The following is a 21,879-nucleotide window of genomic DNA, read 5'->3' as shown; positions in this document are numbered from 1 at the left end:
GGTTCGGTCTCGCGGATTTCCGTCACATCGGCCGCCGCGTAGCTTGTGGGCGTGTACCGGGGGGAACTCACGCTGCAAGACAGCGAAAACCTGCTGTGGCAGTGTTCGCCGCGGCCGGTGCCCGCCGAGGTCGAGAACCGGAAGCTGCTCGTCGCGCTGTTCCTGCTCTGGCTCGGCGTGACCGGATGGTTCGTGGTGGACGGGGATGTCACGGGCGCCATCGTCTCGATCGCCCGATGCGCGACCTGCCCGAGCCCACGCTGAAGAAGCACGCCGACGGCACCGGCACGCTGACCTTCACCGACGCCGAAGACCGGCGCCTGCACCGGGTGATCCACCTCGACCGGCACGCCGAGCGCGACCTCAAGCTCGTCGGCAGAGTAGTGTTCGGCCATGTCAGCAGGGGAAATCGATCTTCTACCCGGTGAGCGCGTGCTCTGGGCGGGAGAGCCGGTCCAGCGCCCGTTGTACGTCGCCGCGGACGGGGTGATCGCCCCTGCCGGACTCGTCCTCGCCGCCGTCGCCCTCTGGTTCCTGCTCACGAAGGAGCCCAGCGGCCTGACGATGACCCTTACGCTTGTCGTGCTCGTGATCGGCCTCTACGGCGCGATCGGCCGCTCGGCTGTCCGGTATCTCGGGCTCGGGCGCACGACGTACGCCGTGACCGACAGCCGCGTCATCGCGCGCTCGGGGCTGTTCCGGCAGAAGGAACGCTCGAGCGAGCTGGCCGCCGTGTCGGAACCGGTCCTCAAGCCGGGATCGTCGTCCCGCACCGGCACGATCACGTTCGGGCCGGGGACGGTGACGCTGATGGGTGTCGGCGAGCCCAAGCGGGTGCGCGACCTGCTCACCAAGGCCATCACCGAGGCCAGGGCCCGCCAGGCTCCCCCGGAAACGGACACTCCGGCCGCCTGAGGACAACCCCGGCGCCCGCTCGAGCGTGCGACGGGCATGCAGGAACGCGTGCTGTGGACCGGCAAGCCGGTCGGGTACGTGTCCGGTCGAGCCGCGCCTGGTGGCCGCCGCCCAGTACGGCGCGCACCAGAACAAGTCCGGGCCGCTCCCCGGTGGTGCCGGCGGGCATCACCGAGCCGGACGATCCGCCCGTCCGACCCGGGTCGGGGCAACCCCTCGAAGCTCCCGCGCGTAAGTCGGGCAACAACACCGGGGGAGGCCAGAGTGGACGTGCCGCCGAACGTTCTGCTGCCGGGTGAGCGGCTGCTGTGGTCGGACCGGCCGCGGCGCTTCAGGCTCAACGGAACGGACTGGTCCCGCATCGTCTTCGGCGTGGCCTGGGCGACCTTCGGGTTCGTGTTCCTCGCCCCCGGACGGTTCGGGTTCTTCCCCCTGGTCTGGGCGCTGGCCGGGCTCGCGGGCGCGGGGTGGCCCGTCGTCGCGCGGCAGTGGTTCCTGCGTCGCACGGTGTACGTCGTCACCGACCTGCGGGTCGTGGCGGCCGACCGCGTCTCGGGAAAGACCTGGGGTTCGGCGGACCTGAGCGCGTTGCCGCCGCCGGTCGCGCGGGCCGGCGCCGTCACCTTCGGCGGGAGCGGGGGATTCCTGGCGGCTTTGACCCGCGTCTTGGGCAACGGGCCCGCCGTCGTGAAGCTCGAGGCGGTGCCGGACGCCGAACGCGTCCGCGACCTGATCGCCCAGGCGCGGACCCGGCCGACGGCGGCCGGATGAACACGGTGTTGTTCCCGGGCGACGAGGTGCTGTGGTCAGGACGGCCGAGCCGGTTTCCGCCGCACTTCGAGGAATGGCTCTGGCTGGGCTTGGCGGCGGCCTGGGGCGTGCTGATGTCCGTGCTCTTCGCGGTGTCGCTCGGCCGGCACAGCCCGATGGCCTTCTTCGTCCTGCCGATGATCGTGTTCGCCTTGCTGCCACCGGCCGCGCTGATCTTCGTCCGGCAGCGGATGGCACGCTCTCGTTCGGCTGGCCCGACCCGGTGGCCCGGGTGGGGGCGTTCTTCTCCCCGCCGCGGTGGGGGCCGCCGCCGGACCGGTCGCTGTCCCTGCGCCGGGTGGAGCTGCGCGGGATCCCGGAGCCGGAGCCGGTGCGGGACCTGATCGTGCGAACGCAGGGTGCGCGCTGACCGCTCGAATCACCCGGACGTGTCCGATTGCACTGCCCGGCTAAGTTACCGGCCGGTACACTCGACGAAACATCCACCGCCGGAGGTGTCCTGTGCCGTACCCAACGGACCGTGAACGTGACCGACCGTGGGTGATGCGGACCTACGCGGGGCACTCCTCCGCGGCCGCGTCGAACGAGCTGTACCGGCGCAACCTCGCCAAGGGCCAGACCGGCCTTTCGGTCGCCTTCGACCTGCCGACGCAGACCGGCTACGACCCCGACCACCAGCTGTCCCGCGGTGAGGTCGGCAAGGTCGGCGTGCCCGTGTCGCACATCGGTGACATGCGGCGGCTCTTCGACGGCATCCCGCTCGCCGAGGCGAACACGTCGATGACGATCAACGCGCCGGCCATGTGGCTGCTCGCGCTGTACGTCTCCGTGGCGCGCGAGCAGGCCGAGGCCGAGGGCCGGGACGTTGACGAAGTCCTCGAGAAGCTCACCGGCACCACGCAGAACGACATCATCAAGGAGTACCTGTCCCGCGGGACCTACATCTTCCCGCCGGGGCCGAGCCTGCGGCTGATCACCGACATGATCGCGTGGACCGTGCACCACGTGCCGAAGTGGAACCCGATCAACATCTGCAGCTACCACCTGCAGGAAGCCGGCGCGACGCCGACGCAGGAGGTCGCCTACGCGCTGTGCACCGCGATCGCCGTGCTCGACGCCGTCCGCGACTCCGGGCAGGTCGAGCCGGCCGACATGGCCAAGGTCGTCGCGCGGATCTCGTTCTTCGTCAACGCCGGCGTCCGGTTCGTCGAGGAGATGTCCAAGATGCGCGCGTTCACCGCGCTCTGGGACGAGCTCACGCGGGATCGTTACGGCGTAACGGATCCCAAGGCGCGCCGGCTGCGCTACGGCGTCCAGGTCAACTCGCTCGGGCTCACCGAAGCCCAGCCGGAGAACAACGTCCAGCGGATCGTGCTCGAGATGCTCGCGGTGTCGCTCTCCCGCGGTGCCCGCGCCCGCGCGATCCAGCTGCCCGCGTGGAACGAGGCGCTCGGGCTGCCCCGGCCGTGGGACCAGCAGTGGGCGCTGCGGATGCAGCAGGTGCTCGCGTTCGAGACCGACCTGCTGGAGTACGAAGACATCTTCGACGGCTCGCACGTCATCCAGGCCAAGGTCGACGAGATCATGGCCGGCGCGCGCGAGGAGATCGCGCGGGTGCAGGACCTCGGCGGCGCCGTCGCCGCGGTCGAGAGCGGTTACATGAAGTCGCAGCTGGTCGGGTCGCTGGCCGAGTACCGCCGCGGGATGGAGAACGGCGAGCGGATCCTGGTCGGCGTCAACAAGTTCGAGACGTCCGAGCCGTCGCCGCTGCAGGCCGAGGGCGCGAAGGCGATCGAAACGATCGACCCGGCCGTCGAAAAGGCCGCCGTCACGGCGATCGAGGAGTGGCGGACCCAGCGGGACGCCGCCGCCGTCGAAGCCTCGCTGGCCGCGCTGAAGGAACGCGCGCAGACCACGGAAAACCTCTTCGAGGCCACTGCGGACTGTGCCCGCGCCGGCGTCACCACCGGCGAGTGGTCCGGCGCGCTGCGCGAGGTGTTCGGCGAATACCGGGCGCCCACCGGGGTTTCCGCCACGGCCGCCGGCGGGGGTGACCCGGAGATCGAGCGGGTGCGTTCCCGGGTCCGGGAAACCGAAGCGGAGCTCGGCGAGCGGCTGCGGATCCTGGTCGGCAAGCCGGGCCTCGACGGCCATTCCAACGGCGCCGAGCAGGTCGCCGTGCGGGCGCGCGACGTCGGCTTCGAGGTCGTCTACCAGGGCATCCGCCTGACGCCCGAGCAGATCGTCGCGGCCGCGGTGCAGGAGGGTGTGCACGTCGTCGGGCTCTCGGTGCTCTCCGGCTCGCACCTCGAGGTCGTCCCGCACGTCGTCGACGGCCTGCGTGCCGCCGGTGCCGGCGACGTGCCGGTGATCGTCGGCGGCATCATCCCGCCGGACGACGCCGCGTTGCTGACCGAACGCGGCATCGCCCGGGTGTTCACGCCCAAGGACTACGAGCTGACCGGCATCATGGCCGGCATCGTCGACCTGATCCGCGAGCGCCACGGCCTCAGCTGAGGCCGGCCAGGATGTCCTTGGTGGATTTCACGGTGGCGAACTGGTTGGCCAGGTTCGCCGCCGTGACGCGGTACAGCTCGTCGGCGGTCACCTCCGGGAGGTCGAACGTGAAGGTCGCGTCGAGCGCGAAAGTCACGTCGTAGCCCAGGTTTCCGCCCATCCGCGCGGTGGTCTCGCAGCAGAAGTTCGTCTGGATCCCGGCGAGCACAAAACTCGTGATGCCACGCTTGCGCAGCCACGCGTCGAGGTCGACGTCGCCGAGGAACGCCGAGTTGACCTGCTTGCCGAACACCAGGTCCGGGCGCGCGCCGTCGAGCTCGGGCTTGAAGTCGTTGCCGGGCTGCCCGGGCCGCAGCGGCGAGCCCGGCTTCACGGAGTCGTGGTGCACGAGCACGACCGGCAGCCGCCGCTCCTGCCACGCGTCGAGGAGTGCCTTCATGTTCGCTTCGGCGCCGGGGTTGTTGCGCGGGCCCCAGAAGGCCGCGTCGTCGAACCCGCGCTGGACGTCGATCAGGATGAGTGCCGTCATGCCGTCGAGTTTTGCGGCTGCCCGGCCGTCAGGGGAGTGGCAGAAGACGCGCGATGCGGTACTTTCCTGCCATGCGCACGATCGGCGTTCTGCTGCTGCCGGGCACCCGGATGTTCGACCTAGCGGTGATCGGCGAGGTCTGGGGCCAGGACCGCACCGACAGCGGCATCGGCCCGTTCAGCGTCCGTTTGTGCAGCTCAGGGCGGGTGCGGACGGCGGTGTCGCCGTTCGGTGACGTCGCGGCGACGCATGGGCTCGCCGGTCTCGACGGCTGCGACCTCGTGCTGGCGCCCGGCCGCGACGACCCCCACGCCGCGGTCCCGGCGGTCGCCGTCGCGGCGCTGCAGCGGGCGCACCGGGCGGGGACGACCGTCGCCGCGTTGTGCTCGGGCGCGTTCACGCTGGCCACCGCCGGCCTGCTCGACGGCCGCCCGGCGACGACGCACTGGCGCGACTTCGACGCCCTGACCGTCGCCGCGCCGCGCGCCGACCTCCGGCGCGACGTGCTCTACACCGACGACGGCGGTGTCCTGACGTCGGCGGGGGTGGTCGGCGGCCTCGACCTCTGCCTGCACCTGGTCCGGCGTGACCACGGCGCCGAGGTCGCGGCGGCTTTGGCGCGCCGCTTGGTGATGCCCCCGGCGCGCGAGGGTGGGCAACGGCAGTACGTCGACAACCCGTTGCCTCCCGCGGCATCCCAGCCGGGGATGGCGTCCACAATGGACTGGGCGCTGGCGCGGCTCGGGTCCGGGATCGGCGTCGAGGACCTCGTCGGGCACGCGCGGATGAGCGAGCGGACGTTCCACCGCGAGTTCGCCGCGGCGGCGGGCGTGACGCCGGGACGCTGGTTGCGCGTGCAGCGCGTCCGGCTCGCGCAGCGGCTCCTGGAGACGACCGAACTGCCGGTCGAGCGCGTCGCCGAGCGGTCCGGGCTGGGGACGGCGGCGAACCTGCGTCGCCGGATGCACGCCGAAGTGGGTGTCGGGCCGGACAGCTATCGGCGCACCTTCCGACGGGTTACCGTCGGAGGATGACCGAGTACGAACACATCCTGGTCAAGCGCGACGGCGACACCGTCACGATCACGATGAACCGCGCGGCGCGGCGCAACTCGCTGTCCGCGGACCACCTGGCCGAGCTGCTCGCGGCGTTCCACGAGGCCGGGACGTCCGACGCGACCGGCATCGTGCTGGCCGGCGCGGGCCCGGTGTTCTCCGCCGGGCACGACTTCGGCGACGTCGCGGCGCGCGACCTGATGGGCGTGCGCGAGCTGCTGACGCTCTGCACGGACCTGATGAAGACCATGCAGTCGGTGCCGCAGGTCGTCGTCGCGCGGGTGCACGGCCTGGCCACCGCGGCGGGCTGCCAGCTCGTGGCGTCGTGCGACCTCGCCGTGGCGGCCGAGTCGGCGGGCTTCGCGCTGCCGGGCGGCAAGGGCGGCTGGTTCTGCCACACGCCGGCGGTCCCGGTGGCGCGCTCGATCGGCCGCAAGCGCCTGCTGGAGCTGGCGCTGACCGGCGACGTCGTCGACGCGGCGACCGCGCTCGACTGGGGCCTGGTCAACCGCGTCGTCCCCGACGAGCAGCTGGACGACGCCGTCGCGGAGCTGCTCGCGCGCGCGACGCGCGGCAGCCGGGCCAGCAAGACGATGGGCAAGCTGACGCTCTACGCCCAGCTCGACCGGCCCGAGGCCGACGCGTACGCGATCGCGCTGGAGGTCATGGCTTCGGCGTCCCAGCTGCCCGGCGCGCGCGAGGGCATGGCGGCGTTCCTGGAGAAGCGCAAGCCGTCCTGGCCCGACTGAGCGTCCCCGGTCAGGGCCGGTGCCGCTCGAACAGCGTGAGCTGCGTCCAGGCGGCGAGCGTCTGCGCGTCGGTGATTTCGCCGCCGAGCATCATCTTCTCGAGGTCCGCGCGCGAGAACCACGCGCTGCGCATGTCCTGCTCCTCGAGCTCGCGCTCCGGCTCGCCCTCGGTGATGTCCGTGGCGAGGAACACCCAGCCGCGCTGGCTGGTCAGGCCGGGGGCGACGTCGAGCTGCCCGATCGTCACCATCGACGCGGCGCGCAGCCCGGTCTCCTCTCGCAGCTCGCGGGCCGCGAGCTCCGCGGGCGGCAGGTCGGCGCGGTCCGGCGCGGTGCCCTGGGGGAACTCCCAGCGGCGCCCGCCGACCGGGTAGCGGAACTGCTCGACCAGCCGGAACCGGTCACCGTCCTGGGCGATGATGAGCGCGTAGGTCGGCTTGTCGACAACGCCGTAGATGCCCGCCGAGCCGTCGGGGCGGCGGATCTCGTCCTCCCGCATCGTCAGCCAGTTGTTCCGGTACACCTCGCGGGACGCGACACGCTGAATGGGGTCCACGCGCCCAGTATCACCGACCCTGTCCTACCCTCCTCGGGTGCGTCTCGTGATCGCGCGGTGCCAGGTCGACTACGCCGGCCGGCTCACCGCCCACCTGCCGATGGCCACCCGCCTGCTGCTCGTCAAGTCCGACGGCTCGCTGTCGGTCCACTCCGACGACCGCGCGTACAAGCCGCTGAACTGGATGAGCCCGCCCTGCTGGCTGATCGAAGACGGCAAGATCTGGATCGTCGAGAACAAGCAGGGCGAGAAGCTGGTGATCTCGATCGAGGAGATCTTCCACGACTACAGCCAGGCGCTGGGCGCGGAACCGGGCCTGCAGAAGGACGGCGTCGAGGCGCACCTGCAGGAACTGCTGGCCGAGCACATCAAGACCCTCGGCGACGGGTACACGCTGGTCCGCCGCGAGTTCCCCACCCCGATCGGCCCGGTCGACATCATGGCCCGCGACGCCGACGGCAAGTCGGTGGCGGTGGAGATCAAGCGCCGCGGCGAAATCGACGGCGTCGAGCAGCTGACGCGCTACCTGGAGCTGCTGAACCGCGACCCGCTGCTGGCCCCGGTGCAGGGCGTGTTCGCGGCGCAGATCATCAAGCCCCAGGCCCGGACGCTGGCCGAGGACCGCGGGATCCGCTGCCTGACGCTGGACTACGACGAGCTGCGCGGCATCGAGTCCGACGAGTTCCGCCTGTTCTGACGTTCCGGGAATCCGGGTGGTTCGCCGCCGCCCGAAGCCGGCGGCGAACCGCACTCGGTCAGCGACGCCATTTCTTGAACGACTTGATGATGTCACCGTTGCGGATCGTTCCCGCGCTCGTCGCCCAGGAGTCCTCCAGCTGTTCCGCCAGCGAACCGACGTCGAGGCGGCCGCTCGGTCTGGTGCATCTCGCCCACGTCGCCGCGGTCGCGATTCCCCGCTCGTCCAGGATGCGCGTGGTGGTCTCCTCGACCATGCGCCGATCTTGACGGCCGAGCCCGAACGAAGCCCACACCCCGACGATGATCTTGTCCTTGGCCGTCAGCCAGACCAGATGGGTGAGCGGACCGTTTTTCCAGTCGTGAATGCCGACTGATTTCAAGTTCACGCCCGGGATGCCGCCACCGGGGTGGCGCACCCGAGCGAGCTCCTTTTCGAGCTCACGCAGGCTTTCGTCGTGGAGGAACGAAAGCAGGTCCATGAGGTACGCGCCCGGGTCCGGCAGCCGGGCGGCGACTTCAGGATCCGGATCCAGGCCGGTCCAGTCGACGGACCGAATCTCCTCGTGGTTGCCGAACAACCCCATTTCGCCTCCGTCCTAGCGGATCGTCGCGCCTTCCCGGTGGGTGCACCTGCCCTTGCACCTCGGGCACCACTGGGTCTTGCACTCGTAGCGGCCGTACGGGCCGTCCAGCTTCTGCACGGTCTCGTAGATCGACATCGTGACGTTGCAGTGCGGGCACTTCGGCGCGGACATCCTGGGGTCCTTCCGGTGTGGGAGCGGCCGGGGGCCCGGCACGCGTCCCCGGAGTCGTCGGGGTGAGGCCTCCGCGTTACGCGTCCTTCGGACGGCATCACCGAAAGGTGGCGTTCGTAGCCGGATCGATGCCTGGATCGCGTATCTAATTCGGTGCTCGCGACTCTCCGGCCGGAAATCGTTAACCCGATAGGCGGCCGCGGAGTGATCAGATCTTTTCCGTTCCCGCCTTTCTGCGCTGTTCGGGTGAGTCCGGGATCTCATTAGCCGGAGTCGTGCGACACTCGATTTCGAGGGGTTCCGCCGGTGCTTCCGGCGTGGCCGGAGGGTGGTGCGCTCGGCCGTCTTTCTTTGTCGTGCCTACGTTTCAGTCCGCCTTCGAGCTCGGTGTGCGCATGTCCGTCCGGCCGGTGTGCGCGCGTTTTTCGCACGCACGGAGGAGGAAGTCATGCGTTATCGCCCACTCGGTTCCGATCCGGCCGACCCGCGCCTGGGCCGGTTCATTCCGGACGACTGGCGGCACGTGGAAAGGTATCCGCTGACCGCGCTGTCCGATGACGACCGGCCCACGCAGGCGCCCGTCGTGATCGGGGTCAACTGGTACTCCGCGTTCGACACCCCGGAACAGGACGAGGCCTCCGGTGAGTTCTTCATCGCGAAGGCCGGCGTCGCGAAGCTCGGCCGAATCCGCGGCGGGCACTGCGTGTGCCTCGAGCCGGGCGGCTCCCCGGACACCGACGCCTGGTACGCGTTCTACGACCAGGGCCGCGAAGGCGCCTGCGTCGGCTTCGGCTGGTCGCGCTGCATGTCGATCTTCAACGGCAGTGAGTACACCGCCCGGTGGCTGTGGGACTCGGCCAAGAAGCGCGACGAGTGGCCCGAAACCAACCCCGGCGACGACAACGGCACATCGGTCCGCGCGGCCGCCGAGGTGCTCGCCGAGGCCGGGCACGTCCTGTGGGACGACTCGTACCAGAACGACGACTGGGAAGCGCGCGAGAAGTACGTGCCCGAGGGCAAGCAGGGCATCAAGGCCTTCCGCTGGGCGCAGTCGGTCGAGGACGTGCACGCCGTGCTGGCCAACCCGCGCGCGGACGAGCTCGGCGCCGTGCCGCTGCTCAACTCGTGGGGTCCGGGCTACCCGCACCGGACCTACCTGCCCGACGAGGTGCTCGGCAAGCTGATCGAGGAGGAGGGCGAGATCGCCGTGCCCACCGATCGGTGATCGGCAGCCGCTCCCGCGGTGCGTGAACGAAGGCGCGTTTCCCCTGGTGAATGCCGGGGGAGGCGCGCCTTCCGGCCACTTTGGACAGGTCAGCGTGCCGACCCTGAATCCATGCAGTACTGTCCGGATCCGACAGGACAGTGGTGATTCCTGTGGGTTGTTGTCCAGTTTGAAAAGAGGTGGGTCGGGTGCTCGTCCTAGCCGATGCGAACCTGCGACTCGACGCGAGCGCGATCGACTACATCGAGTTGGCGTTCTACTTCGTGCTCGTGCTCGGCATCGGGTACCTGGCACGACGACAGGTGTCGAGCAGTCTCGACTTCTTCCTGTCCGGCCGGTCCCTGCCCGCCTGGGTCACCGGCCTGGCGTTCATCTCGGCCAACCTCGGCGCGGTCGAGGTCATGGGCATGTCGGCCAACGGCGCCCAGTACGGCCTGCCGACCGTGCACTACTTCTGGATCGGCGCGATCCCGGCGATGCTGTTCCTCGGCATCGTGATGATGCCCTTCTACTACGGCTCGAAGGTCCGCAGTGTTCCCGAGTTCATGCGCCGCCGCTTCGGCAAGCCGGCGCACCTGGTCAACGGCATCAGCTTCGCCGCCGCTCAGATCCTGATCGCGGGCGCGAACCTGTTCCTGCTGGCCAGCGTGGTGAACCTGCTGCTCGGCTGGCCGCTCTGGGTGTCGATCATCATCGCCGCCGTGATCGTGCTCTCCTACACCGCGCTCGGCGGGCTCTCCGCCGCGATCTACAACGAGGTCCTGCAGTTCTTCGTGATCGTCATCGCGCTGGTGCCGCTGACGATCATCGGCCTGGTCAAGGTCGGCGGCTGGCAGGGCCTGGTCGACAAGGTCACCAACAGCCCCGGCGGCACCGCGCAGCTGCACTCGTGGCCCGGTGACAACCTGACCGGCTTCGGCAACAACATCCTCTCGATCCTCGGCATCGTGTTCGGTCTGGGCTTCGTGCTCTCCTTCGGGTACTGGACGACGAACTTCGTCGAGGTGCAGCGCGCGATGGCGTCGAAGAGCATGTCCGCCGCGCGGCGCACGCCGATCATCGGCGCGTTCCCGAAGATGCTGGTCCCGTTCATCGTGATCATCCCCGGCATGATCGCCGCGGTCACCGTGTCCGAGTACGTCAAGGACAAGCAGGTCCTGCTGGACGGCGGCACCGCGGAAAGCGGCGTCACGTTCAACAACGCGCTCCTGCTGCTGATGCGCGACCTGCTCCCGAACGGCATGCTCGGCATCGCGATCGCCGGTCTGCTGGCCTCGTTCATGGCCGGCATGGCGGCGAACCTGAGCTCGTTCAACACCGTCTTCACGTACGACATCTGGCAGACCTACATCAAGAAGGACAAGCCGGACGGCTACTACCTGCGCCTCGGGCGCGTGGTGACGTCGGTCGGCACGATCCTCGCCATCGGCACCGCGTTCATCGCGTCGAACTCCGGCAACATCCTGAACTACCTGCAGGACCTGTTCTCCTTCTTCAACGCGCCGCTGTTCGCGACGTTCATCCTGGGCATGTTCTGGAAGCGGATGACCCCGCACGCCGGGTGGAGCGGCCTGGTGCTCGGCACCGCGTCCGCGGTCACCGTCTGGGGCCTGTCGCAGGCCGGGGTGCTCGGCCTCACCGGCCAGGGCATCAGCTTCGTCGCCGCCGGGACCGCGTTCGTCGTCGACATCGTGGTGAGCGTCGTGGTGTCGCTGGCGACCAAGCCGAAGCCGGACGAAGAGCTGGTGGGGCTGGTCTACTCGCTGACCCCGAAGGAAACGCGCAAGCACGACGACACCGGCGAGAACGCGGGCTGGTACCGCAAGCCGGGCCTGCTCGCGGGCATCGTGCTGATCCTGACCATCGCCCTCAACATCATCTTCTAGGAGGTCGGAATGGCCACCGAGTCCGGCGCGCGACCGCGGAAGGCGGGCGCCTTCGACATCCGGCTGATCATCGCGCTGCTGATCGGCGTGTACGGCGTCATCCTCACGGTGATGGGCATCGGCTTCACCTCCGACCAGGAGATCGAGAAGGCCGCCGGGGTGAACATCAACCTGTGGGCCGGCATCGGCATGCTGGTGGTCTCCGCGCTGTTCATCCTGTGGGCGCAGCTCCGGCCGCTGGTCGTGCCGGCGGAGACCGGGACCGAGGCCGGGGACACCACCCCCGCGGCGGGTGAATAGCCGGGTTGTCCGGACAGTGGCGCGAGGTTGCCGCTACCGTGCACCGCGTGCTCCTTGACGTTCGGCGCCGCCGTCTTCCGAAGCTGTTCCTGCTGGTCACCGCCCTCGCGCTGCCGCTGACCGCGTGCGGGCAGGACCTCGGCCGGTCCAACTTCGCGCGGACGACGGTGCCGGCCGCGGCCGGCACCGGCCAGGTCGCAGACGGCCCGATCACCGACGCCGCGGTGGCGGCGAACGTGCTCCGCACGATCAAGCCGTGCCAGTTCCTCACCAAGGACGCCCTCGGCGCGCTCGGCCTCGGCACGGTCGAGGAGGACCCGTCGCCGTCGTCGATCGCCTTCGACAAGTGCGCCAACAAAGTGAAGGACCCCGGCGGCAAGGAGATCCGGTTCGACTTCGAGATCGGCAGCACCCTGCTGCCGCACGCGGACAAGACGGCCGGGCAGGTCGGCGGGCTGCCGCTGCGGGTGAACAAGACCGACGACACCGACTGCACGGTCGCGGCGATGACGGCGCTGAACCCGGACAACGCCCTGGTGCTGACGGTCGCCTACCCCGGTGACCCCTGCCGCCCCGGGCAGACGCTGATGGACGCCGTGGTGCAGAAGCTGCACAACTCGCCGGAGAAGTACTCGACGCCGCCGGGCACCCTGCTGACCGCCGACCCGTGCGCGATGGCCGACACCGCGGCGGTCACCCCCGCCGTGCCGTCGGCGAAGTCCGCGCCGTCCGGCCTGCACTCGTGCGCGTGGCAGAGCAACGGCGCCAACCCGACCGTGACCGTCGAGTTCCTGCCGGGCCTGCCCCCGATCGTCGGGGACGGGTACTCCAAGGTGGACCTCGGCAACGGCGTCACGGCCTACCGGAAGCAGGGCGCGACGAGCTCGTCGCAGTGCACGGTGGAGTGGCAGCACCGGCCGTGGCAGGGCGACGACGTCGAACTGGCCCAAGTGGACTACCAGAGCTACACCGCCGAACCGGACGCCGACGACCCGTGCGGCAAGGCTCTCGGCGTCGCGAAGAACGTGGTCACGAAGCTCCCCAAAGCCTGACCTGGCGGCGGACCCCGCGGAGAGGTAGGAAGGGGACACCCCACCCGCCGATGTGCCGGAGGCTGCCGTGAAGAAGATCATCAACGATCCGGCGAACGTCGTCGCGGAGTCGCTACGGGGCCTCGCCGCCGCGCACGCCGACATCCTGCGGGTCCAGTCCGACCCGGACGTCGTCGTCCGGGCCGACGCGCCGGTCGCGGGCAAGGTCGCCGTGATCTCCGGCGGCGGGTCCGGGCACGAGCCGCTGCACGGCGGTTTTGTCGGCCGGGGCATGCTGTCGGCCGCCGTGCCGGGCGCGGTGTTCACCTCGCCGACGCCGGACGCCGTGCAGGCCGCCGTCACGGCGACCACCGGCGACGCGGGCGCCCTGCTCATCGTGAAGAACTACACCGGCGACGTGCTGAACTTCGAGACGGCCGCCGAGCTCGCCGCCGCCGAGGGCCTCGACGTGCGCAGCGTCGTGATCGACGACGACGTCGCGGTCAAGGACTCGACCTACACCGCGGGCCGCCGCGGGGTCGGCGGCACGGTGCTACTGGAGAAGATCACCGGCGCCGCCGCCGAGCGCGGCGACTCGCTCGACGCCGTGACCGCCCTGGCGGAGAAGGTGATCGGCCAGGTGCGCTCGATCGGCGTCGCGCTGACCGCGCCGACCGTGCCGCACGCCGGCACCCCGAGCTTCGACCTCGGCGACGGCGAGATCGAGTTCGGCATCGGCATCCACGGCGAGCCCGGCCGCGAGCGGATCCCGCTCGAGCCGGCCGACGCGCTGGTGGCGCGGCTGGTCCAAGCGGTGGTCGAGGACCTTCCCTTCGAGTCCGGTGACCGCGTGCTGCTGTTCACCAACTCGATGGGCGGCACCCCGCTCGTCGAGCTCTACCTGGCGCACGGCATCGCCGAGCGGCTGCTGGCCGAGCGTGGGATCGTGGTCGAACGCCGGCTGGTCGGGCCGTACATCACCAGCCTCGAGATGCAGGGGATGAGTCTGACGTTGCTCAAACTGGACGACGAGCTGACCGAGCTCTGGGACGCCCCGGTCACCACCGCGGCGCTGCGGTGGGGGGTCTGATGACCTGCAAGGCCGAGGGGGTCGCGGCCGCGGTGCGCGCCGCGGCGGGCGTGGTCGCCGAGCACCGGGCCGAGCTGGTCGAGCTCGACCGCGCGATCGGCGACGGTGACCACGGCGAGAACCTGAACCGCGGGTTCACCGCCGTAGTCGCGGCGCTCGACGCAGGCGCGCCGGACACGCCGGGAGGCGTGCTGAAGCTCGTCGCGACGACGCTGATCTCCAAGGTCGGCGGCGCCGCGGGGCCGTTGTACGGCACGGCTTTCCTGCGTGCTTCGGCCAAGCTGGGCACGGCCGGGGAGCTCGACGTCCCGGCGCTGCTGGACGCGCTGCGCGCCGGGCTCGAAGGGGTCCAGGCCCGCGGGAAGGCCGTCGGCGGCGACGCGACGATGGTCGACGCCCTGACCCCCGCGCTGTCGGCCGCGGAGAAAGCGGCCGAGGACGGCGGGGACGTCGCCGCGGTGCTGACGGCGGCGGCCGACGCGGCCGACCGCGGCGCGGAGTCCACTGTGGACCTCGTGCCGCGCAAGGGCCGCGCGTCCTACCTGGGCGAGCGGGCGGTCGGGCACATGGACCCGGGTGCGCGGTCCTCGGCTCTGCTGCTGCGCGCGTTCGCCGAGGCCGCCCGGTGAGCGTCGGAATCGTGCTCGTTTCGCACAGCGCGAAGCTCGCGGAAGGCCTGGCCGAGCTGGCCGCCCAGATGGCGCCGGACGTCACCATCCGGCCGGCCGGCGGCTTGCCCGACGGCTCGATCGGCACGGATTACGACGAGGTCGTCGCCGCGACCCAGCGCGCGGACTCCGGCGACGGTGTGGTGCTGCTCTACGACCTCGGCAGCGCGCAGATGACCGCCGAGCTCGCCGTCGAGTCGCTGGCCGACCCCTCCTCCGCCGTCGTGGCGGACGGCCCGCTGGTCGAGGGCGCGATCGCGGCGGCGGTCGCGGCGCAGGCCGGGCAGGACCGCAAGGCCGTGGCGGAAGCCGCCGCGGCGGCCGGGATGCCCGAGGACCTGACCCCTGCCGAGGCCACGGCCGGGGGCGCCGAGATCGAGCTGGAGCTGCACAACGAGGTCGGCCTGCACGCGCGGCCGGCCGCGGTGCTGGTGCGCGCGCTGAGCGCGTTCGACGCCGAAGTCACCGTCCGGCTCGGCGAGCAGGAGGCCGACGGCAAGAGCGTGCTGGCGCTGATGTCCCTCGGCGCGCGCCAGGGTGACCGGATCGTGCTGCAGGCCCGCGGGACGCAGGCTTCCGCCGCGCTGAACAAGGCGAAGGAGCTGGTGGACGGCAACTTCGGCGAGTGAAGCCGGTTTTGCCGACCGGGTGACTTGCGCGGTACTGACTCGATTCCGTGTGGGCTTCCGAAGGTGCGGTGTGGCAGAGTCAGGGGCCAATTACCAGCGAGTAACATCTCTGGAGGCCTCGATGGCGCGGGACATCTCGACGGTCGGAGTGGTCGGCCTGGGCACCATGGGGGCCGGCATCGCCGAAGTGCTCGCGCGCAGCGGGCTCGACGTCGTCACGGTCGAGCTCGACCAGCCGGGACTCGAGCGGGGCCGCGGCCACCTGCGGCACTCCACCGAACGGGCGCTCTCCGGCGGCAAGCTCGACGAGCCCGGCCGCGAGGCGTTGCTGGAGCGCATCCGGTACAGCACCTCGCTGTCGGATCTGTCCGAAGTGGACCTCGTGATCGAGGCGATCCCGGAAAGCCTCGAGCTGAAGGCCGAGGTGTTCACCGAGCTGGACAAGGTCACCCGGCCGGACGTCGTGTTCGTGTCCAACACCTCCTCGCTGTCGATCACCGAGATCGGCGTGCACACCGCGCGGCCCGGCAAGGTCGTCGGCATGCACTTCTTCAACCCGGCACCGGTGCTGAAGCTCGTCGAGATCGTGAAGACGGTGGTCACCGAGCCGGAGGTGGTCGCCGAGATCGTCGCGTTCGCCGAACGGCTCGGGAAGACGCCGGTGGTGATCGGCGACCGGGCCGGGTTCATCGCGAACGCGCTGCTGTTCGGCTACCTCAACCACGCCGTGCGGATGTACGAGCAGCGTTACGCGACGCGCGAGGATCTCGACGCCGCGATGCGCTTCGGCTGCGGCTACCCGATGGGGCCGTTGGCGCTGCTGGACCTGATCGGGCTCGACACCGCGTACGAAATCCTCGACACGATGTACCACCAGTCCCGCAACCGCCTGCACGCGCCGGCGCCGCTGCTCAAGCAGATGATCACGGCGGGCCTGCTCGGCCGCAAGACCGGCCGTGGCTTCTACACCTACGATGCCCCGGACTCGCCCACGGTGGTCGACTCCGGCAGCGCGTCCACTGTGGACTCCGTGCCACCGCGTCCGGTCGCGCGGGTGGGCGTGGTCGGCACCGGCACGATGGCCACCGGCATCGCGGAGGTGTTCGCGAAGCGCGGCCTCGACGTCGTGCTGCGCGCCCGCAGCCTGGAGAAGGCGCAGGCGTCCGTCGCGAAGGTGAAGAAGTCGCTCGACAAGGCCGTGGTCAAGGGCAAGCTGTCCGAAGAGGACGCGGCCGCCGCGCTGGCGCGGATCACCCCGGTCACCGACTTCGAGGCACTGGCCGACGTCGACCTGGTCGTCGAGGCGGTGGCCGAAGAGCTTTCCGTGAAGCAGGCGGTGTTCGCCGCGCTGGACGAGGTGGTGCGCCCCGGCGCGGTCCTCGCCACGACGACGTCCTCGCTCCCGGTGATCGAATGCGCGGCGGCGACGTCCCGGCCGTCCGACGTGGTCGGTCTCCACTTCTTCAACCCGGCCCCGGTGATGAAGCTGGTGGAGGTCGTCTCGACGATCGCGACCGACCCGGACGTGGTGGCGACGGCGAACGCGGTCTGCGGCGCGGTCGGCAAGCACGCCGTCCACTGCGGTGACCGGGCCGGCTTCATCGTCAACGCGTTGCTGTTCCCGTACCTCAACGACGCGGTGAAGATGCTCGAGGCGCACTACGCGGGTGCGAACGACATCGACACGGCGATGAAGGTCGGCTGCGGCCTGCCGATGGGTCCGTTCGAGCTCCTCGACGTCGTGGGCCTGGACGTCTCGCTCGCCATCCAGCGGACGCTGTACAACGAGTTCCGCGAAGAGGGCTTCGCGCCGGCGCCGCTGCTGGAACACCTCGTGACGGCCGGGCGGCTGGGCCGGAAGACCGGGAAGGGCTTCAAGGACTACTGATCAGCGGGCGGCCACCTCGCCGAGGACCGGTTTCACGTCGAGCACCGGGGTGCCGTCGATCGCCTCCAGGCCCGTCACCGTGAGCGTTCCGTTCTCGACCGCCGTCACCGTGACCACGTGGAGGCCGATCGGGTTCGGGCGGTCCGGTGAGCGGGTCGAGAACACGCCGGTGCTCGGACGATCCGGGTCGCCGCGCGGATGGACCGTCTGGACCGCCCGGTCGGCTTCGTGCAGCCAGGTGAGGAGGACCAGGCGGTCGCCGGGGCGGAGGTCGGCTGCCGCGTGGTGGAACTCGGGCGCGATCACCACGCGGGCCGGAGGTGCTCCTTCGTCACCTTGTTTCGGGGCCGTCGAACGGTCCGACAGCGGCGACTCCACCCGTGCCACCGGGCGGACGTCGTAGCTCGTCACTGGTAGTAGCCCTCGACCGGGACCCGGGCTTCGTCGAACAGGGCCGGGCCCTCCAGCTTGTGGTCGCCCCAGGTGACCGGCGGGCGCAGCGTGAGGAACTGCTCGGTCGAGAGCGCGTAGACGACCCGCCCCAGCCCGGACCGCTCGATCGCGCCGGTGCACATCCCGCACGGCTGCGTGCTGGTGAACATCGTGGTCGCCGCCGCGGCTTCCGGGGTCAGGTTCTGGGCCGCCCAGCGGGCCAGCTTCAGCTCCGGGTGGGCCGTGATGTCGTTGTCCGTCAACGACGTGTTGCGGTCTTCGACCAGGACCTGGCCGTCCGCGTCGGCCAGCAGGGAGCCGAAGGGCGGGTTGCCGTGCTCTTCGCGCGCCTCCCGCGCCAGCTCGATCGCCCGCCGCAGCAACGTCAGTTCGGTGTCGTTCACCGGATCTCCTTCCAGGCCGCGGCCACCGCCGCGAGGTCACGCCACGCCGCCTCCGGGTGGAGGGTTTCGGCGGGGTCCGAGTCGAACGGGTCGAGCACGACGGTGTCCGCGCCCAGGTCCCGCAGCTGCGCCAGGTCGTCGAGGACCTGGTCGAGAGTGCCTTCGCCGGCGCGCCGGTCCGGCCCGGTCACCGGGGCGCCGGTGACCCGCAGGAGGATCCGCGGCGCGAACGACGGCACGGGCCGGTCACCGGCCAGCTTTTCCAGGCGCGCCAACGACTCCCGGAAGCCCGGCATGGTCATCCGCAGCGGGTGCCACGCGTCGCCGAGCTCCAGCGCCCGGCGCAGGCCGGCGTCGCTGTGCCCGCCGAGCCACAGCGGGATCGGGCCGGCGCGGTAGTCGTCGTGGTCGGCCCAGGCCGCGCGGATCGCCCGCAGGTACTCGGTGGTGAGCTTCCCGCGCCGCTCGAACGGCACGCCCAGCGCGTCGAACTCCTGCTTCGCCCAGCCGATCCCGGCGCCGATCACCAGCCGGCCGCCGCTGAGCGCGTCGAGGTTCGCCGCCATCCGGGCCACCAGCAGCGGGTGGCGGTACGGCACGACCAGCACGGTGGTGCCCAGCCGCACCCGGCTGGTGATCCCGGCCAGCCAGGACAGCGTCGTGAACGGCTCGTAGAACGGCGCCGGGTACTGGCCGGCGACGTCGTGGGTGATCGCGACGTGGTCGGACACCATCAGCAGGTCGTAGCCGAGCCCCTCGACCGTCTGCGCCCACGCGCGCAGCGCGCCCGGGTCCGTGCCGGGGCCGAAGTTGGGGACGTTCACGCCGATCTTCACCGGGAAAGGCTATCGATGCGTACGTCCTGATCGGAAGGGAACGATCACGGCGTTGGGACGCTTTCGCCGTGGATCTCGCGGTATGTTCGGCCGATGACCGAGAGTCTCGACCCGACGGACTGGACCATCCTCGTCGAGCTCCAGCGGGACGCCCGGCTGCCGCTCACCGAGCTCGGCCGGCGGGTGAACCTCAGCGCGTCCGCGGCCACCGAACGGCTCCGGCGGCTCGAGACCGCCGGGGTGATCACCGGCTACCGCGCGGACATCGACCTCGGCAAGGTCGGCTACCCGGTGCTCGCCGTCGTCCGGCTCAAGTACCCCGGCAGCCGCCACGAGCCGCTGCACAAGCTGCTCGCCGAGCGCTTCGAGATCCTGGAGTGCCTGCGCACCACCGGCGACGACTGCTACACGCTCAAGATCGCCGCGGCGTCCATGGCCCATCTGGAGCACACCATGGACGAGCTGGCCCAGTTCGGCAGCACGACCACGAACGTCGTGTACAGCCAGACCCTGCCCTACCGCGGGCCGCAGGAAGCCGCCCGTGACCTCGAGTCCTGAGCGCATCGTCGTCTACGGCGTGACCGGCTCGGGCAAGTCGACGCTCGCGGCCCGCATCGCCGAACGCACCGGCCTCCCGTACGTCTCGGCCGACGACCTCACCTGGCTGCCGGGCTGGGTCGCGGTCCCCGACGACGAGCAGCGCCGCCGCATCGCCGAGGTGTGCGCGGGGGAGCGCTGGGTCCTCGACGCCGCGTACACCAGGTGGGCGGACGTCGTGCTGCCCCGCGTGCAGCTCATCGTGGGTCTCGACTACCCGCGCTGGCTTTCGCTGGGCCGCCTGGTGCGCCGGACGGCCTGGCGCTCGCTGACCCGCGAGCGCATCTGCAACGGCAACGTCGAGTCGCTCCGCCAGATGTTCTCCGCGGACTCGATCATCCGCTGGCACTTCGCGTCGTTCGCGCGGAAGCGGGCACGGATCCGGATGTGGGCCGCCGAACCGCCGTGCCCCGCGGTCGTCCGGCTGACGTCCCCACGCGGGACCCGCCGGTGGCTGGAAACGCTGTGACGTCAGGAGCTCGGCGGTAGCAGCGGCCCGCCGCTCCAGTGCTGGAACACCAGGTTCGTGTGCACCCGGGCGACCTCGTCGCGCGCGGTCAGCTCGTCGAGGACCAGCCGCTGCAGTTCGGCGGCGGAGCTGGTCGCGACGTGCGCGAGGAAGTCGTCCGGCCCGGTCAGGTGGTAGACCGCGCGCACCTCCGGCAGGGACAGCAGGTGCGCGACGAACGGGTCCACCAGCGGCCGCCGGTGCGGGCGCACCTGGACGAACAGGAACGCCTCCAGCGGCCGCCCCAGCTTCGCCGCGTCGACCGAGGCGTGCTGGCCGGTGATCACGCCGGTGTCCCGCAGCCGGGCCACCCGGTCCAGGCACGTTGACGGCGCGATGCCGACGGCGGCCGCCAGGTCCTTGTTGGTGATCCGGGCATCGTTCTGCAGCAACCGCAGAATTTCGAGGTCCACCGGGCTCAGTTCGACGGAATCGGGCATCGGCGAATGATATCCGAGACTGTTGCCTTCGATCCGGGGAAAGATCGAGCATGCTCGTATGACTTCCGCTCTGCGCACCCGAGCCGTCCACGCCGGCCGCGATGACCTCACGGACCTCGGCGTGCACGCCGCCCCGCTCGACCTGTCCACGACCTACCCGTCCCGTGACAGCGCCGCCGAAGCCGCCCGGATCGACGAGTTCGCCGCCGGGGGCGCGGTCGACGGCCCGCCGATCTACGGCCGCGTCGGCAACCCGACCGTCGAACGGTTCGAGCGCGCGCTGGCCGAGCTCGAGGGCTTCGAGCACGGCGTCGCGTTCGCCAGTGGGATGGCCGCCGTCTCGGCCTGCTTGCTTTCCGCCGTGGCGCAAGGGAAACGGCACGTCGTCGCGGTCCGCCCGCTCTACGGCTGCAGTGACCACCTGCTGGAGTCCGGTCTGCTCGGCACCGAGGTCACGTGGGCCGCGCCCGACGCCGTCGCCGCCGCGCTCCGGCCCGACACGGGCCTGGTGTTCGTCGAAACCCCGGCCAACCCGACGCTCGCCGAGGTCGACATCGCCGCGCTGGCCGCGGCCTGCGGTGACGTGCCTTTGGTGGTGGACAACACCTTCGCGACACCGGTGCTCCAGCGCCCCGGCCGGCACGGCGCGCGGATCGTGCTGCACAGCGCGACGAAGTTCCTCGGCGGCCACGGCGACGTGATGGGCGGGATCGTCGCGTGTGACGCCTCGGAGGCCGCGCGGCTGCGGCAGATCCGCTTCGCCACCGGCGGTGTGCTGCACCCGCTGGCCGGATACCTGTTGCTGCGCGGGCTTTCCACGCTGCCGCTGCGCGTGAACGCGGCGTCCGCCACCGCGGCGACGCTGGCCGCGCGGCTCGGCGACCACCCGGCGGTGACGGCCGTCCACTACCCGCGGCTGGGCGGGCCGCTGGTGGCGTTCGAGGTCGACGGCGACCCGCACGCCCTCATCGGCGCGGTCCGGCTGATCACGCCGGCCGTCAGCCTCGGCAGCGTCGACACGCTGATCCAGCACCCGGGCTCGATCAGCCACCGGATCGTCGACGCCGGCGACCGGCACGACGCCGGGGTGTCCGACCAGCTGATCAGGTTGTCGGCCGGGCTCGAGGACGTCGAGGACCTCTGGCACGACCTCGAGCAGGCGCTGAAGGCGGTTTAGCCGCAGCAACCGCCGCCGCAGCAGCCACCGCCGGCCGGGGCCGCGGGACCACTCGCGGCCCCGGTCAGGGCGACGGTGGTGAGCAGCTTGACGGTGTCGTCGTGGCCCTCCGGGCAGGCCGCCGGTGCGCTCGATTCGCTCATCGGGCGCAGGAGCTCGAAGGTCTCGGTGCACTCGCGGCAGCGGTAGGCGTAGGTCGGCATGCCGCGATTATCGCCGGAG

General features: G+C 70.9%; 29 protein-coding genes. 20 read left to right on the top strand and 9 right to left on the bottom strand.

Annotated features, from left to right (window positions below; all coding sequences use genetic code 11):
• Nucleotides 1-51 precede the first annotated feature (51 nt).
• The 6 genes from ACZ61C_RS37580 (at nucleotide 52) to ACZ61C_RS37555 (ending at nucleotide 4,203) form a co-directional block, all read left to right on the top strand.
• Nucleotides 52-264: a hypothetical protein gene (locus ACZ61C_RS37580; protein WP_465312673.1), complete on the top strand. Its 213-nt coding sequence runs from the start codon at nucleotides 52-54 to the stop codon at nucleotides 262-264.
• Nucleotides 237-428 (top strand): hypothetical protein, encoded by a 192-nt coding sequence (locus ACZ61C_RS37575; protein WP_465312672.1) that lies wholly within the window; start codon nucleotides 237-239, stop codon nucleotides 426-428. The genes ACZ61C_RS37580 and ACZ61C_RS37575 overlap by 28 nt, the downstream gene beginning before the upstream one ends.
• Nucleotides 394-915 carry a PH domain-containing protein gene (locus tag ACZ61C_RS37570; protein ID WP_465312671.1) on the top strand — a complete coding sequence of 174 codons (522 nt, stop codon included), beginning with the start codon at nucleotides 394-396 and terminating at the stop codon, nucleotides 913-915. Before ACZ61C_RS37575 ends, ACZ61C_RS37570 begins: the two co-directional genes overlap by 35 nt.
• A gap of 264 nt (nucleotides 916-1,179) precedes the next feature.
• Nucleotides 1,180-1,686, top strand: coding sequence for a hypothetical protein (locus tag ACZ61C_RS37565; protein ID WP_465312670.1), 507 nt, complete (start codon nucleotides 1,180-1,182; stop codon nucleotides 1,684-1,686).
• A 271-nt stretch (nucleotides 1,687-1,957) separates the two neighbouring features.
• On the top strand, nucleotides 1,958-2,095 hold the full coding sequence (locus tag ACZ61C_RS37560; protein WP_465312669.1) for a hypothetical protein: 138 nt from the start codon (nucleotides 1,958-1,960) through the stop codon (nucleotides 2,093-2,095).
• A 92-nt stretch (nucleotides 2,096-2,187) separates the two neighbouring features.
• The gene (locus tag ACZ61C_RS37555) at nucleotides 2,188-4,203 is read left to right on the top strand and encodes a protein meaA (RefSeq protein ID WP_465312668.1); all 2,016 of its coding nucleotides are present in this window, start codon (nucleotides 2,188-2,190) and stop codon (nucleotides 4,201-4,203) included.
• On the opposite strand, the gene ACZ61C_RS37550 is transcribed toward ACZ61C_RS37555, so the two are convergent.
• A complete protein-coding gene (locus tag ACZ61C_RS37550; protein WP_465312667.1) occupies nucleotides 4,196-4,732 on the bottom strand; it encodes a cysteine hydrolase family protein in 537 nt (178 codons plus the stop codon). The two genes, ACZ61C_RS37555 and ACZ61C_RS37550, sit on opposite strands and share 8 nt — an antisense overlap.
• Before the next feature lie 71 nt (nucleotides 4,733-4,803).
• Here ACZ61C_RS37550 and ACZ61C_RS37545 point away from each other — a divergent pair, with 71 nt between their 5' ends.
• Entirely contained in the window at nucleotides 4,804-5,766 is a 963-nt protein-coding gene (locus ACZ61C_RS37545; RefSeq protein WP_465312666.1) for a GlxA family transcriptional regulator, read from the top strand.
• Nucleotides 5,763-6,536 carry an enoyl-CoA hydratase-related protein gene (locus ACZ61C_RS37540; protein WP_465312665.1) on the top strand — a complete coding sequence of 258 codons (774 nt, stop codon included), beginning with the start codon at nucleotides 5,763-5,765 and terminating at the stop codon, nucleotides 6,534-6,536. Before ACZ61C_RS37545 ends, ACZ61C_RS37540 begins: the two co-directional genes overlap by 4 nt.
• 10 nt (nucleotides 6,537-6,546) lie before the next feature.
• Here the strand turns inward: ACZ61C_RS37540 and ACZ61C_RS37535 are convergent, their stop codons facing one another.
• Nucleotides 6,547-7,092, bottom strand: coding sequence for an NUDIX domain-containing protein (locus ACZ61C_RS37535; protein WP_465312664.1), 546 nt, complete (start codon nucleotides 7,090-7,092; stop codon nucleotides 6,547-6,549).
• Between the two features lie 37 nt (nucleotides 7,093-7,129).
• On the opposite strand from ACZ61C_RS37535, the gene nucS reads away from it, so the two are divergent.
• Nucleotides 7,130-7,789: an endonuclease NucS gene (gene nucS / locus ACZ61C_RS37530; RefSeq protein WP_465312663.1), complete on the top strand. Its 660-nt coding sequence runs from the start codon at nucleotides 7,130-7,132 to the stop codon at nucleotides 7,787-7,789.
• A gap of 58 nt (nucleotides 7,790-7,847) precedes the next feature.
• On the opposite strand, the gene ACZ61C_RS37525 is transcribed toward nucS, so the two are convergent.
• Both ACZ61C_RS37525 and ACZ61C_RS37520 read right to left on the bottom strand, forming a co-directional pair.
• The gene (locus ACZ61C_RS37525; protein ID WP_465312662.1) at nucleotides 7,848-8,375 is read right to left on the bottom strand and encodes a hypothetical protein; all 528 of its coding nucleotides are present in this window, start codon (nucleotides 8,373-8,375) and stop codon (nucleotides 7,848-7,850) included.
• Nucleotides 8,376-8,387: 12 nt separating this feature from the next.
• On the bottom strand, nucleotides 8,388-8,546 hold the full coding sequence (locus tag ACZ61C_RS37520) for a hypothetical protein (RefSeq protein ID WP_465312661.1): 159 nt from the start codon (nucleotides 8,544-8,546) through the stop codon (nucleotides 8,388-8,390).
• A 448-nt stretch (nucleotides 8,547-8,994) separates the two neighbouring features.
• Between ACZ61C_RS37520 and ACZ61C_RS37515 the strand changes: the two genes are divergently transcribed.
• The 8 genes from ACZ61C_RS37515 (at nucleotide 8,995) to ACZ61C_RS37480 (ending at nucleotide 17,263) form a co-directional block, all read left to right on the top strand.
• The gene (locus ACZ61C_RS37515) at nucleotides 8,995-9,771 is read left to right on the top strand and encodes a hypothetical protein (protein ID WP_465312660.1); all 777 of its coding nucleotides are present in this window, start codon (nucleotides 8,995-8,997) and stop codon (nucleotides 9,769-9,771) included.
• Between the two features lie 188 nt (nucleotides 9,772-9,959).
• A complete protein-coding gene (locus ACZ61C_RS37510; protein ID WP_465312659.1) occupies nucleotides 9,960-11,657 on the top strand; it encodes a sodium:solute symporter family protein in 1,698 nt (565 codons plus the stop codon).
• Between the two features lie 9 nt (nucleotides 11,658-11,666).
• Nucleotides 11,667-11,957: a hypothetical protein gene (locus ACZ61C_RS37505; protein ID WP_465312658.1), complete on the top strand. Its 291-nt coding sequence runs from the start codon at nucleotides 11,667-11,669 to the stop codon at nucleotides 11,955-11,957.
• Nucleotides 11,958-12,004: 47 nt separating this feature from the next.
• Nucleotides 12,005-13,009, top strand: coding sequence for a DUF3558 domain-containing protein (locus ACZ61C_RS37500; protein ID WP_465312657.1), 1,005 nt, complete (start codon nucleotides 12,005-12,007; stop codon nucleotides 13,007-13,009).
• A 67-nt stretch (nucleotides 13,010-13,076) separates the two neighbouring features.
• Nucleotides 13,077-14,078: a dihydroxyacetone kinase subunit DhaK gene (gene dhaK / locus ACZ61C_RS37495; RefSeq protein ID WP_465312656.1), complete on the top strand. Its 1,002-nt coding sequence runs from the start codon at nucleotides 13,077-13,079 to the stop codon at nucleotides 14,076-14,078.
• Nucleotides 14,078-14,707, top strand: coding sequence for a dihydroxyacetone kinase subunit DhaL (gene dhaL / locus ACZ61C_RS37490; protein WP_465312655.1), 630 nt, complete (start codon nucleotides 14,078-14,080; stop codon nucleotides 14,705-14,707). The genes dhaK and dhaL overlap by 1 nt, the downstream gene beginning before the upstream one ends.
• On the top strand, nucleotides 14,704-15,375 hold the full coding sequence (gene dhaM / locus ACZ61C_RS37485) for a dihydroxyacetone kinase phosphoryl donor subunit DhaM (RefSeq protein WP_465312654.1): 672 nt from the start codon (nucleotides 14,704-14,706) through the stop codon (nucleotides 15,373-15,375). Before dhaL ends, dhaM begins: the two co-directional genes overlap by 4 nt.
• A 121-nt stretch (nucleotides 15,376-15,496) precedes the next feature.
• Nucleotides 15,497-17,263 carry a 3-hydroxyacyl-CoA dehydrogenase family protein gene (locus tag ACZ61C_RS37480; RefSeq protein ID WP_465312653.1) on the top strand — a complete coding sequence of 589 codons (1,767 nt, stop codon included), beginning with the start codon at nucleotides 15,497-15,499 and terminating at the stop codon, nucleotides 17,261-17,263.
• Here ACZ61C_RS37480 and tsaA read toward each other — a convergent pair whose 3' ends face one another.
• From tsaA to ACZ61C_RS37465, 3 genes are read right to left on the bottom strand one after another with little or no spacing between them, the layout of a single operon-like run.
• Nucleotides 17,264-17,674, bottom strand: coding sequence for a tRNA (N6-threonylcarbamoyladenosine(37)-N6)-methyltransferase TrmO (gene tsaA, locus ACZ61C_RS37475; RefSeq protein ID WP_465312652.1), 411 nt, complete (start codon nucleotides 17,672-17,674; stop codon nucleotides 17,264-17,266).
• Nucleotides 17,671-18,099, bottom strand: a complete 429-nt coding sequence (locus tag ACZ61C_RS37470) for a nucleoside deaminase (protein ID WP_465312651.1) — start codon at nucleotides 18,097-18,099, stop codon at nucleotides 17,671-17,673. Before ACZ61C_RS37470 ends, tsaA begins: the two co-directional genes overlap by 4 nt.
• On the bottom strand, nucleotides 18,096-18,935 hold the full coding sequence (locus ACZ61C_RS37465) for an LLM class flavin-dependent oxidoreductase (protein WP_465312650.1): 840 nt from the start codon (nucleotides 18,933-18,935) through the stop codon (nucleotides 18,096-18,098). Before ACZ61C_RS37465 ends, ACZ61C_RS37470 begins: the two co-directional genes overlap by 4 nt.
• 93 nt (nucleotides 18,936-19,028) lie before the next feature.
• Here ACZ61C_RS37465 and ACZ61C_RS37460 point away from each other — a divergent pair, with 93 nt between their 5' ends.
• Nucleotides 19,029-19,493 carry an Lrp/AsnC family transcriptional regulator gene (locus ACZ61C_RS37460; protein ID WP_465312649.1) on the top strand — a complete coding sequence of 155 codons (465 nt, stop codon included), beginning with the start codon at nucleotides 19,029-19,031 and terminating at the stop codon, nucleotides 19,491-19,493.
• Nucleotides 19,477-20,001 carry a P-loop NTPase family protein gene (locus tag ACZ61C_RS37455; protein WP_465312648.1) on the top strand — a complete coding sequence of 175 codons (525 nt, stop codon included), beginning with the start codon at nucleotides 19,477-19,479 and terminating at the stop codon, nucleotides 19,999-20,001. Before ACZ61C_RS37460 ends, ACZ61C_RS37455 begins: the two co-directional genes overlap by 17 nt.
• Nucleotides 20,002-20,003: 2 nt before the next feature.
• Here ACZ61C_RS37455 and ACZ61C_RS37450 read toward each other — a convergent pair whose 3' ends face one another.
• The gene (locus tag ACZ61C_RS37450; RefSeq protein ID WP_465312647.1) at nucleotides 20,004-20,480 is read right to left on the bottom strand and encodes an Lrp/AsnC family transcriptional regulator; all 477 of its coding nucleotides are present in this window, start codon (nucleotides 20,478-20,480) and stop codon (nucleotides 20,004-20,006) included.
• Nucleotides 20,481-20,538: 58 nt separating this feature from the next.
• Between ACZ61C_RS37450 and ACZ61C_RS37445 the strand changes: the two genes are divergently transcribed.
• Nucleotides 20,539-21,657: a trans-sulfuration enzyme family protein gene (locus ACZ61C_RS37445; RefSeq protein WP_465312646.1), complete on the top strand. Its 1,119-nt coding sequence runs from the start codon at nucleotides 20,539-20,541 to the stop codon at nucleotides 21,655-21,657.
• Here the strand turns inward: ACZ61C_RS37445 and ACZ61C_RS37440 are convergent.
• On the bottom strand, nucleotides 21,654-21,860 hold the full coding sequence (locus ACZ61C_RS37440) for an FmdB family zinc ribbon protein (protein ID WP_465312645.1): 207 nt from the start codon (nucleotides 21,858-21,860) through the stop codon (nucleotides 21,654-21,656). The two genes, ACZ61C_RS37445 and ACZ61C_RS37440, sit on opposite strands and share 4 nt — an antisense overlap.
• Between the last annotated feature and the right edge of the window lie 19 nt (nucleotides 21,861-21,879).

This window comes from Amycolatopsis sp. NPDC104587, from assembly GCF_055583645.1.
The sequence above is the reverse complement of the archived record's forward strand: the minus strand, read 5'-3'. Positions and strand labels throughout refer to the sequence as shown.